Annotated in this window: 10 protein-coding genes; 9 read left to right on the top strand and 1 reads right to left on the bottom strand. The window is 50.1% G+C overall.

Annotation, left to right across the window (positions count from 1 at the left end; translation table 11 throughout):
* The first annotated feature begins 63 nt into the window (after window positions 1-63).
* The 7 genes from GSF01_RS03045 (at window position 64) to GSF01_RS03015 (ending at window position 7,537) form a co-directional block, all read left to right on the top strand.
* Complete coding sequence (locus tag GSF01_RS03045; protein WP_159881542.1) at window positions 64-1,002, top strand: helix-turn-helix transcriptional regulator; 939 nt, start codon at window positions 64-66, stop codon at window positions 1,000-1,002.
* 110 nt (window positions 1,003-1,112) lie between these two features.
* Window positions 1,113-1,616, top strand: a complete 504-nt coding sequence (locus GSF01_RS03040) for a DinB family protein (protein WP_159881632.1) — start codon at window positions 1,113-1,115, stop codon at window positions 1,614-1,616.
* A 303-nt stretch (window positions 1,617-1,919) separates the two neighbouring features.
* Window positions 1,920-2,459 carry a pyridoxamine 5'-phosphate oxidase family protein gene (locus GSF01_RS03035; RefSeq protein WP_159881541.1) on the top strand — a complete coding sequence of 180 codons (540 nt, stop codon included), beginning with the start codon at window positions 1,920-1,922 and terminating at the stop codon, window positions 2,457-2,459.
* 64 nt (window positions 2,460-2,523) lie between these two features.
* Window positions 2,524-4,116 carry a phosphoglycerate dehydrogenase gene (gene serA, locus GSF01_RS03030; protein ID WP_159881540.1) on the top strand — a complete coding sequence of 531 codons (1,593 nt, stop codon included), beginning with the start codon at window positions 2,524-2,526 and terminating at the stop codon, window positions 4,114-4,116.
* 65 nt (window positions 4,117-4,181) lie between these two features.
* A complete protein-coding gene (locus GSF01_RS03025; RefSeq protein ID WP_159881539.1) occupies window positions 4,182-5,420 on the top strand; it encodes a benzoate/H(+) symporter BenE family transporter in 1,239 nt (412 codons plus the stop codon).
* A 2-nt stretch (window positions 5,421-5,422) separates the two neighbouring features.
* Complete coding sequence (pdxS, locus tag GSF01_RS03020) at window positions 5,423-6,304, top strand: pyridoxal 5'-phosphate synthase lyase subunit PdxS (RefSeq protein WP_159881538.1); 882 nt, start codon at window positions 5,423-5,425, stop codon at window positions 6,302-6,304.
* A 9-nt stretch (window positions 6,305-6,313) separates the two neighbouring features.
* On the top strand, window positions 6,314-7,537 hold the full coding sequence (locus GSF01_RS03015) for an acetylornithine transaminase (protein WP_159881537.1): 1,224 nt from the start codon (window positions 6,314-6,316) through the stop codon (window positions 7,535-7,537).
* Window positions 7,538-7,568: 31 nt separating this feature from the next.
* Here the strand turns inward: GSF01_RS03015 and pdxR are convergent, their stop codons facing one another.
* Window positions 7,569-9,002, bottom strand: a complete 1,434-nt coding sequence (gene pdxR, locus GSF01_RS03010) for a MocR-like pyridoxine biosynthesis transcription factor PdxR (RefSeq protein WP_159881536.1) — start codon at window positions 9,000-9,002, stop codon at window positions 7,569-7,571.
* Window positions 9,003-9,159: 157 nt separating this feature from the next.
* On the opposite strand from pdxR, the gene serC reads away from it, so the two are divergent.
* Together serC and GSF01_RS03000 are read left to right on the top strand one after the other, a co-directional pair.
* Window positions 9,160-10,245, top strand: a complete 1,086-nt coding sequence (gene serC / locus GSF01_RS03005) for a 3-phosphoserine/phosphohydroxythreonine transaminase (protein ID WP_159881535.1) — start codon at window positions 9,160-9,162, stop codon at window positions 10,243-10,245.
* A gap of 97 nt (window positions 10,246-10,342) precedes the next feature.
* Window positions 10,343-11,221: a DMT family transporter gene (locus GSF01_RS03000; protein ID WP_159881534.1), complete on the top strand. Its 879-nt coding sequence runs from the start codon at window positions 10,343-10,345 to the stop codon at window positions 11,219-11,221.
* Window positions 11,222-11,225 lie beyond the last annotated feature (4 nt).

Genomic DNA, 11,225 nt, shown 5'->3' with positions numbered 1-11,225 from the left:
TTTATGGGACAGGAATAGTTTGGTAAAATTCTGTTAAAGGCTTATTGCGGGAGGTCTACGTCATTGAAGCTCCAACGATTGCTGGGTATCACCATGCTACTGCTCAGCCGTAAGAGGGTCGGCGCGCAGGAAATGGCTGACCGCTTTGAGGTGTCGCTGCGCACGATTTACAGGGATATTGAAGCGATTAATGCCGCCGGAGTACCTATTGCTTCGTTTGCCGGGGTAGATGGCGGATTTGAAATTATGGATCAATTCCGCATAGAAAGACAGATCGTCACCTGCGATGATCTCTCGTCTATGGTGACGGCCCTGAAAGGAATGCAGTCAACCTTGCAGGATCAGCAAATGGACGATCTACTGACCAAGATCACCGCGCTGATTGCCAAAAGCGAGCAGAACCGGATAGAAGAAGAGGGGGAGCAGCTGATTATCGGCGTGAATCCTTGGATGACGAGGGTGGAAGAGTTCAAGGAAAAGCTGGCAGAGCTTCGACTGGCCGCCAAAAAGCGGAACGTCGTTTGGCTTACCTATGACAGTTTCGAAGGGGATACCAGGGTGAGGGCCGTGGAGCCGATTGGGCTTGCCTGGAAAGGAAGCGCTTGGTACCTGTACGCGTATTGCAGGCTTAGACAAGCTTGCCGGACGTTCAAGCTGTCCCGCATCCGTCAGCTCCGGATGGATATGGAAGTGTTTCCCCGCCGACCGGAGCGTCTCGAAGATCTGGATGCCAGATGGGGGCAGAGAGAAGCCCAGTCCTATATCACGATGGTGCTCCGCTTTCATCCGAGAGTCAGGGTCCGGGTGGAAGAGTACTTTGGCTCGGAGCAGGTGAAGGTGGAGGAGGACGGATCGCTGCTCGTAAGGTCGGAACATCCGGCAGATGCTTATCTTAACGGGATGATCCTTAGTTATGGGCCTCATGTGCAAGTGCTGGAGCCGAGGTCCCTTGCTGAGGAAATTAGTGGACAAGCCCGGCGGATTGTAGAATTGTATACATGATTTTAAAAATACGTTTTAATCGCTGACAATACGTTGTCAGTGGTCATGGTGCATAGTAAAGTTGCAGGGCAGATGCCCAGCTTGATAAATGTCATAAGGAGGCTATTATGGTGTACACATCGTTGCAAAGTTTTATTAAAGAGTATTCTTACGAGGCAGAGGGCACCCAGAAGCTCCTGGATCTCTTGACCGATGCATCCCTGAACCAGGAAGTCCTGCCCGGGTACCGGACCCTCGGAAGGTTGGCTTGGCATATCGTGACCACGGTTCCGGAGATGCTTCACCGCACGGGGCTAAAATTCGATGCGCCTTATGAACATTCCGAGCCGCCGGCATCGGCCGCCGAAATTGCCTCAACCTACCGGACCGCGGTTCAGTCCATGCTGGAGGCGATTCGCACCCAATGGACGGATGAGACCTTGCTCCAGGAAGTTGACCTGTACGGAGAGCCTTGGAAAAACGGGTTTACTTTAAGCTCTTTTCTGAATCATGAGATTCACCATCGCGGCCAAATGACAGTCTTGATGCGACAAGCCAGCATAACAATACCTGGCGTTTATGGTCCTGCCAAAGAGGAATGGGCCGCTATGGGTATGGAAGCTCCCAAAGTATAAAAGTTCAGACACTTTTACTAACCCGGCCATTTTACTGATTATGAGCCCCAATGGGATGTCATCATCGATTCTATTTCTAGGCACACTTCAAAACCGAATCCGTTCAGCTAACTTAAGCCAGTAGACAAAGCTCCATCTCGGAGCGGCGTCTGCAAGCCGACGCAACCTGCAGAGGTTGCGTTTTTTAGTTTGAAGCCTCATCTATTATGGATTGCTCATACTCTATGATTATGGACGTTTAGTTTCACTCCAATGGCTGATAAACTAACCTAATACTAACTCAATACTAGAGGAGTGAGAAAAATGGATGGGGTACGTTACAAGATAAGAGAAGTGTTGGACGAGAGCAAAATTGAGGCATTCCTTCGGCAAGCCCGAATTGGACATCTTGGCATGGTCGACGGACATCTGCCGTATGTGGTTCCGCTCAATTTTGTTTGGACAAAGGGGAAGCTTTATTTCCATGGAGCTGCGGGCGGGAGACGCAATCAGATTATGGATGTGAATCCGGAGGTTTGTTTTACCGTTTGTGAGGAATATGGGACGATTACCGATCCGGTGCCAGCTAAGACGGACACCGCTTATATGAGTGTAATCATTTTTGGCAAGGCACAGCCTGTCATCGATCTGGATGAAGCAACACACATGCTGCAAGAAATGATCTATAAGTATGTTCCCGGGTACTATAATCGGCCTTTACCTCAGCAGCATGTAGAGAAATACCGATCAGCCGTATTCGGCGGCCCGGTTCAGGTGTATCGAATAGATCCAACCCATATCACGGCGAAAGAAAATCCGGTTGAGGAAGAAAAAATGTTCAAGCCAGGAAAAACCGTGTCATAGGCGGGATTTTGACCACGTTATTCAACTTTTCGCACAGCCTATACATAGAGAAGGAGGAGGGGCCATGTTTAAAGTTCTGGTATCAGATCCGATAAGCGATTATGGATTGCAGCAACTGATGCGCGCTGAAGATGTGGAGGTCGCCCAAATAACGGGGCTGAGCGAAGAGGAGCTCATTGCTATCATAAGTTCCTATGATGCGCTGCTCGTTCGTTCTCAAACGAAAGTCACACGGCGTATTATGGAGGCCGGGGTTCAGTTGAAAGTCGTCGGCCGGGCAGGAGTCGGCGTGGACAACATTGATCTGGATGCCGCAACGAGCCGGGGCATTATCGTGGTCAACGCACCGGGCGGCAATACGGTCACGACGTGCGAGCATACTTTTGCGATGATGCTGGCACTGGCACGGCATATTCCGCAAGCTTATGCCAAAACCGTTGCCGGGCTGTGGGACCGCAAATCATTCCTTGGCGTTGAATTGCGTAACAAAATACTCGGTGTGCTCGGACTTGGCCGTATCGGGATCGAAGTGGCCAAACGCGCAGCAGCGTTTGGGATGACCGTTATCGGATACGACCCCTTTTTATCGGAAGAAAGGGCGGGCAAACTGGGGATCAAGCTGGCGGCCGTAGATGAAATCATACGGACTGCTGATTTTATGACGGTTCATACGCCGCTAACGAAGGAAACCCATCATATGATTGCGAAGCCGCAATTCGATGTCATGAAGCGAGGAATGCGAATCATCAACTGCGCTCGCGGGGGAATTATTGACGAGGCGTCTCTTGTGGAGGCGCTCGACGAAGGGATCGTGGCAGGCGCGGCTTTCGATGTATTCGAACATGAGCCTCCGGCGCCGGATCACCCGTTCTTAAGGCATCCGAAGATGATTGTTACCCCGCACCTCGGCGCGTCCACCTTGGAAGCTCAAGAGAATGTAGCCCTCGATGTTTCCGGACAAGTCATCCATATCCTGCGACATGAACCGTTTAAAAATGCCGTCAATATGCCAACCGTTCCATCTGACCTGCTGAACCAATTACAGCCCTACTTTACCTTGTGCGAGCAACTGGGGAGGTCGCTTGCCCAGATGACCGATGGCGCGATACGTGAAGTCACGGTGGAGTGCGCAGGCGAGCTTGCGGATCTGGACACATCGCCACTCATCCCTTATGTGCTCAAGGGGATACTTTCTCACCATCTTGGTCCGGAACAGGTCAATGTCGTCAATGCCATTCACCTGGCGAAGATTCGTGACGTTCACCTGATGGTCCGAAAATCCTTGTTAGCCCAGAGCGCGCCCGACGAGATTACGATTCGTTTAAAGACAACCATCGAGGAGAGATGGGTAACAGGGGCAGCTCTACCCGGCGTAGGGGGACGTATTGTTCGAATTGGTCCCTACCCGGTTGAAATTTCACCTGAAGGTCATGTTTTGTTGATTTCACAGCAGGATAAGCCGGGCATCATAGGACGTGTTGGAACATTGCTCGGGGAGAGCGGCGTTAATATCGCCACGATGCAAGTGGGGCGAAACGAGGTGGGCGGTTCGGCGGTCATGATACTAAAAATCGATAAAAAAGCATCCAAGGATGTGATCGAGTCCTTATTCGCGATACCGGAAATCAAGCGCGTACGGGAAATCTCCTTTGACTAATATGGAGCAGCTCTGGAGCTGGTAGAACTCATCAGGACGATTAGTAGGAAGGCAGGAGAACGAATATGAACCCAACATCACCTTCGCTGCGCGGCCGTGATTGGATATCACCGACTATAGCCGCTTTCATATCTGTCATTGTGAACTACGGGGGAACCTTTATTCTCGTGTTTCAGGCGGCAAAAGTCGCGGGCTTAAGCCCAGAAATGACCGCTTCATGGATCTGGTCGATCTCCATCGGCGTGGGTGTAACCGGGATATGGCTAAACTATCGCTACCGGGAACCGATTATTACAGCTTGGTCGACGCCAGGCGTGGCTTTTCTCGTATCGGCTTTAGCCGTAACCCCTTACCCGGAAGCTATCGGCGCTTATATGATCTCTGCGGCAGGATTTATTGTTCTAGGATTAACGGGCATGTTTGAACGGTTCGTCCAGCTTATTCCACCTGGCATCGCTTCCGGGCTGCTGGCAGGTATTTTACTACAGTTTGGCATTTCAGCCTTTGGAGGAGCGAAAGCGGACCCGTTGCTTGTCGTTGTGCTGTTTGTCGCTTATATCGTGTTAAGGCGGTTTACTTCCCGTTACGCCATTGTGGGTATTTTAGTCATCGGACTTCTTTATTTGATCCTTACGGGAAAAGCGGACTTCGGCAATATCCAATTGGCCATTGCCTCACCGGTATTTGTCGCTCCGGAATTTTCGGTAAATGCTCTATTGGGCGTTGCCCTGCCGCTGTTTATGATTACCTTGACGGGACAATACATGCCTGGAATGCTCGTGCTGCGGAATGACGGGTTCAAGACGAGCGCGAATCCGATTTTGACCGTAACGGGTTTGGGCTCGCTTCTTACAGCGCCATTTGGCTCGCATGCCTTTAATGTGGCAGCCATTACAGCAGCGATTTGCACAGGAAAGGACGCGCACGAGGAGGCTTCAAAGCGTTATATCGCAGGCATTGCCTGCGGCATTTTCTACACGGTGGTCGGCATATTCGGCGTGACGTTGGCTGCGCTGTTTTTAGTGCTCCCCGCGACCTTCATCGCCACGTTAGCGGGCTTGGCCTTGCTTGGCACCATTGGCGGCAGTCTCGCCAACGCTTTAACGGAGCCAAAGGGACGTGAGACCGCATTGATTACCTTTTTAGCAACAGCCGCGAATGTGACCTTGCTTGGCGTCGGCGGCGCATTTTGGGGACTTGTCGCAGGTGTAGCAGCACATCTCGTGATCCATGGGAAGGTTCATAAGAGGCCATACCGGGCGCGAGGCCTACAACAAATCGAACAAAAACAACAGGAGGCGTGAACATGAATACAGGTACAGAGCGGGTCAAAAGAGGGATGGCGAACATGCAAAAAGGCGGTGTCATCATGGACGTGATGAATGCCGAGCAAGCAAAGGTTGCGGAAGCGGCTGGAGCGACAGCCGTCATGGCGCTGGAGCGTGTGCCTTCCGATATTCGGGCAGCTGGCGGGGTCGCCCGCATGGCTGATCCAACCATTATGGAAGAGGTGATGAGGGTCGTATCGATACCGGTGATGGCCAAAGCCCGCATCGGTCATTATGTGGAGGCCAAAGTTCTCGAAGCGTTAGGAGTCGATTATATCGACGAAAGCGAAGTGTTAACGCCAGCAGACGAGGTTTTCCATATTAGTAAAAGCGAATTCACCGTTCCTTTTGTCTGCGGAGCCAAAGATCTTGGCGAAGCGCTGCGCCGTATTCAGGAAGGAGCCGCCATGCTTCGCACGAAGGGCGAACCGGGGACAGGCAACATTGTGGAAGCGGTACGTCACTTACGCTTGATCAACGGTCAGATTCGCAAAGTGCAAGGCCTATCCAAGGACGAATTGTACCACGAAGCGAAGCAGCTTGGCGTATCGTATAGTTTGCTGCTGAAGGTTCATGAATCCGGCAAGCTGCCGGTGGTCAACTTTGCCGCAGGCGGGGTGGCTACGCCAGCCGACGCAGCGCTTATGATGCATCTGGGCGCAGACGGCGTCTTTGTAGGATCAGGTATTTTCAAGTCGGATAGCCCTGAGAAATTCGCGCGTGCGATTGTTGAAGCCACGACACACTACGACGACTTTGCGTTAATCGCGAACGTATCGAAAAATTTGGGAACTCCGATGAAAGGAATAGAAATATCCAGTTTGCGGGAGCATGAACGGATGCAGGAACGCGGTCAGTAATGGAATAAGATGGGGCGCGCGGTGTGTCAGAAAGGGGTGGTTAGCCTGAGTAAAAGTTATTTATTTCCTACCTACACTAAATTCCCGCTCACCCTAGTGAAAGGAAGCAAATCGACACTGTGGGATGATGAAGGAAAATCCTATTTGGACTTTATGACAGGCCTCGCCGTCTGTAATCTGGGACATGTCCCGGAGCGGGTCAAGATGCGAGTTCAGGAACAACTGGAGCAGGTATGGCATGTGTCCAATTTGTTTCATATCCCGGCTCAAGAGGAGCTTGCCGAGAAGCTTGTGACCGTTAGCTGCGCGGATCTCGTTTTTTTCTGTAATAGCGGCGCTGAAGCCAACGAAGCAGCGATCAAATGCGCTCGCAGGTATCACCAGCGTGTGCTTGGAAACGAGCGATACGAGATCATTACGTTTGAACAATCATTCCATGGACGTACGCTGGCTACTTTGACAGCTACCGGACAAGAGAAGGTCAAGGACGGCTATCTTCCGCTGCCGGAAGGGTTTGTGCATGCGCGGTTCAACGATATTGAGAGTGTAAGAAGCAGCATCACGCAGCAAACAGCTGCTGTCATGCTGGAACTGGTGCAGGGAGAGAGCGGCGTTCATCTTGCCGAACCCCAATTCGTAAGCGAACTGGCTGCATTATGCAAAGAAAAGGATATTCTCCTGATCGTCGATGAAGTGCAAACCGGAATAGGGAGAACGGGGAGCATGTTTGCCTATGAGCACTATGGCATCGAGCCGGATATCCTTACGCTGGCGAAGGGATTGGCTAGCGGGTTGCCGATCGGGGCGATGATGGGCAAGGAGAAGCTTAGGGATGCCTTTTCGGCCGGCAGCCATGCGTCTACGTTCGGAGGATCGCCCGTTCCCACGGCAGCAGGGCTCGCAACCATTGAAACGCTGCTGGACGACGGATTGTTAGAACAAGCGAGCAGAGCGGGAGCTTATGCACAGGATAAGCTGCGAAATGATTTACAAGCATATCCCGTCATCCGTACCGTTCGAGGGTTAGGACTGCTCATTGGCATCGAGTTTACGATACCTGTTGCGCCAGTCATTCAGCAGCTGCATCTAAACGGATTGCTTGTCCTGCCGGGAGGAACCCACGTCATCCGATTTATGCCAAGCCTATACGTGACCCATGCTGAAATCGATCAAGCGGTTGGCATACTGGGTCATGTGCTGAGGGAGCTGGATGGCAGCGCGAATGGGCGGTAAGAACGAGCGAATTCTAGCGGGGGTGCTTGTACTATAGGAGCATCCCCGCCAGACGTTTAATGCCTTCTTCAATAGCGGCTTCATCTACTTTGGCAAAGCCCAGTACCCAGCCTTTTCGATCGCTGTTCAAGCCATACTTGCTTAGCGGATAAACCCGTATTCCCTTGTCCATCGCCAAGCTCGTCACGGCTTCTTCGTCAAACGTTGATTCAGCTTCAAGAAGCATGTGCAGACCCGTTTCTACACCGCTTAGCGTGAAGCGCTCGCTCAGACCTGTCGCGATGATGGCCTTCGTCATGGCTTCATGCCTGCGCCGATATACATTTCGAACGCGTCTCATATGCCGCATGAAATGACCGTGCTCGATAAAATGAGTGAGCGTTAATTGCTCCATAATCGGAAGATGACGATAGGTTAATTCATGGACTCGGGCGAGTTGACGAATAGTCTCTTTGGGACCGACGATGGCCGATATCCGAATACCGGGAGCGATCATTTTGGAAAAACTCATCATATATAACGTGTTCTGCGGTCGTTGACTGAACAAGGTGGGAAGCGGGTCGCCGCGATAGCGAAATTCGCTGTCGTAATCATCCTCCACAATCCAGAATCGCTGCTCGGCAGCCATATGCAGCAATTGCTGCCTGCGAGGCTCCGACATAATAACGCCAACCGCACACTGGTGCGAAGGAGTAACATACACAAGCCTGGACTCGGGGGGAACGCGGTCTACGCATAGCCCGTACTCGTCAACCGGGACAGATACAACTTGCATACGCCGGTACTTCAAGGCCATCCAGGCAGCAGGGAAACCGGGATCTTCAACCGAAACCGTTTCTCCTTCCTGCAAAAGGGCTTGGGCCATCAAGTCGATGCTATGTTGTGCGCCTGAGGTTAACAGAATTTGATCGACGCCTACATGAACGCCTCGTTCCAGTGACAAATAACGCTGAATCTGTTCTCGCAGCGGCACATATCCATAGGCGTCGCCGTAAGCCCAGCTGTCCAGGTTTGTTTCTGTGGAGGCCTGTAAAAAGGAATGTCTCCAATTTTTTTGAAAATGTTCGTCCAAATAAGGCTCATGGGGGCTGAAATCGATCTCTATTGCTCGGCGATTCGCCTTGTCTCCGAACCAACTCTGCAAATGGCCGATTGCCCCGTCTAATAATGGCAAGTCGGGGAGGACTGGTCCTTGTTCCGCAGCATCCTCAGAAGGACGAGTCGCATAGGTCCAATCGCTAACCCTTGTCCCTCCTCGACGTGAGGTGACGGTATAGCCGCGGCTGAATAACTCCTCGTACACAATCTGTATGGTCGAACGGGAAACGCCGATCAATGGCGCGAGTTCACGGGATGGGAGCAGCAATTCACCTGGCGGCCATTTTCCGGTTGTTATATTATGGATCGCTTGGTCAAGAAGCTGCTGCCAGATGGGACGGTCGTCATCTCGATTTACCTTGAGCATTCCTTCACCTCCAGTGTTTCTACAGTGTTTATGGATTGGTTGAATTAATGGTATATGCAACGAAATTGGCCGTCCATTGATTGATATACTATCATGGCAATCGTTGCTTATGCAACACGAAGCCCGCGAAATCGGTTCCTTACAGGAGTGATCATGTATGACGTACACGTATAATTTCAATGCCGGCCCGGGAGCGTTGCCGCCGGAGGTATTGCATGAAGCGCAGGAAGAATTGCGAAATTTTCATGGGATCGGTGCATCGATTCTGGAAATATCCCATCGGAGTTCCCCATACGAAGCTATTCATAATGAAGCACAGCTATTGATTAAGGAACTGCTGGTCCTTTCTTCCGATTATGAGGTACTATTCCTGCATGGAGGGGCAAGCTTGCAATTTTCTATGGTGCCCCTCAATTTTTTGGCCGAAGGGAAAACAGCGGGATATGTACACAGCGGAACATGGTCGGGGAAGGCGTGGAAAGAAGCGCAGAAAATAGGGAAGACCCTTGTTTTGGCAAGCGGGGAGGAAGAAGGCTTCAAACGGTTGCCTGATTTAAACAACCTGGATATTCCGAAGGATTCGGCTTATGTCCATCTCACTTCCAACGAAACCATTGGCGGCATCCAATATAAGAGCTTCCCTGATACCGGGGAGGTTCCGCTATTTGCAGATCTGTCCAGCGATATCATGTCGCGGCCGATAGAAGCATCCAAATTCTCATTGATCTACGCAGGCGCGCAGAAAAATATAGGGCCGGCTGGCGTCACCCTAGTCATCGTCCGCCGCTCTTTGTTGGAGAGCATTCCCGGGTCAATTCCGGATATGTTGAGTTATAACGTGCATGCCAAACATCGTTCGTTGTTTAACACACCGCCGGTTTTTTCTGTATATATGATGAACCTTGTGTTGAAGTGGATTTTGAATCACTGTGGGTTACCGGGGATGGCCGCGCGTAATCAGCAGAAGGCGGATGTGCTTTATCATGTACTCGATCATAGCGGCGGTTTTTATAGAGGGTTGGCTCATAAGGACAGCAGATCCATGATGAACATTACCTTCGGTGCATGCAGCCCGGACATCGAAAATAAGTTGCTTGTTGAACTGGAGCAAGAAGGATTTATGGGCTTAAAAGGACATCGAGATGCAGGTCATCTGCGTGCTTCCATTTATAACGCGGTACCGTTTGAGCATTGCAAATCATTAGCCGATTTTCTTATCGATTTCCAGCAACGTAATGGATGAGCTTAAGTTAATCCTATCTCTACACAAAAAAGTGTACATGAGAAGCTCCTTCGTATAAAATAGACCTTTGGAATTTGAGCGAGGAGCGAATGATGATATGATTAAGGCTTATTCATGGCTCATTTTATGTGTTGTAGTATGGGGGAGCAATTTTGTATTTGGAAAAATGTTAGTTCAAGATTTCTCTCCAACGATGCTAACCGAATTGAGACTATTGTTTATTGTTATATTTTTAGTCGGACTAGCCGCTAATAAAAAAGAAGTTTGGCGTATAAATAAAGCAGATTTCATATTACTGTTTGTTCTAGGGGTTGTTGGTGTATTCATTAATCAATGGTCTTTTTTCGAGGGACTGCAAACCGCTGATCCGACAACGTCTGCACTAATTTTGGCGACAACTCCTATTTTAGCAGGGGGGTTAGCAGCTTTATTTTTAAAGGAGAAATTTACGATTCGCATGGTGATCGGATCGACGATTGCCATAATAGGTATTTACTTTGTAGTAACGAAAGGACATTTTTCAACGATACATGTGGATAAAGGGCTTTTATGGATCGTTGTAACTATGGTGACATTTGCCATTATGATTGTTATGACGAGAGTACTTTCTCAAAGAATGAATCCCCTTGCCATTACTTTGTATTCAAATCTAGTCGGCTTTGTCGTAGGGATACCGTTCGTATTTATTTTAGACAATCCCATCCGGATAAGCCTCCATTTAAATGATTGGGCTTTTTTAATTGGAACAGCCGTTGTTGTTCATGGGATAGCTACGCTAATTTGGAATCAAAATATACGCCATGTGGATGCGTCCAAAGCATCTATTTTATCTAATTTAGAGCCTTTTGTCGCTATGGTAATGGGATTAGTCTTACTGTACAAGCCAATCACGGGGGTTGAACTAGTAGGCTCTCTACTCATTGTCGGAGGTGTAGTGCTGTCCACTTATCAGCGAAAAAAAACAGAGTGCAGGTGAGAAT

This window comes from Paenibacillus puerhi (assembly GCF_009846885.1).
In the GTDB taxonomy this organism is placed as follows: domain Bacteria; phylum Bacillota; class Bacilli; order Paenibacillales; family NBRC-103111; genus Paenibacillus_G; species Paenibacillus_G puerhi.
The sequence above is the reverse complement of the archived record's forward strand: the minus strand, read 5'-3'. Positions and strand labels throughout refer to the sequence as shown.

What these genes read in the sequence shown, in the direction of transcription:
- pdxS (WP_159881538.1), top strand. Translation starts at nt 5,423, where the DNA reads ATGAATACAGGTACAGAGCGGGTCAAAAGAGGGATGGCGAACATGCAA.
- GSF01_RS03000 (WP_159881534.1), top strand. Translation starts at nt 10,343, where the DNA reads ATGATTAAGGCTTATTCATGGCTCATTTTATGTGTTGTAGTATGGGGG.
- serA (WP_159881540.1), top strand. Translation starts at nt 2,524, where the DNA reads ATGTTTAAAGTTCTGGTATCAGATCCGATAAGCGATTATGGATTGCAG.
- GSF01_RS03035 (WP_159881541.1), top strand. Translation starts at nt 1,920, where the DNA reads ATGGATGGGGTACGTTACAAGATAAGAGAAGTGTTGGACGAGAGCAAA.
- GSF01_RS03015 (WP_159881537.1), top strand. Translation starts at nt 6,314, where the DNA reads ATGGGGCGCGCGGTGTGTCAGAAAGGGGTGGTTAGCCTGAGTAAAAGT.
- pdxR (WP_159881536.1), bottom strand. Translation starts at nt 9,002, where the DNA reads ATGCTCAAGGTAAATCGAGATGACGACCGTCCCATCTGGCAGCAGCTT.
- serC (WP_159881535.1), top strand. Translation starts at nt 9,160, where the DNA reads ATGACGTACACGTATAATTTCAATGCCGGCCCGGGAGCGTTGCCGCCG.
- GSF01_RS03025 (WP_159881539.1), top strand. Translation starts at nt 4,182, where the DNA reads ATGAACCCAACATCACCTTCGCTGCGCGGCCGTGATTGGATATCACCG.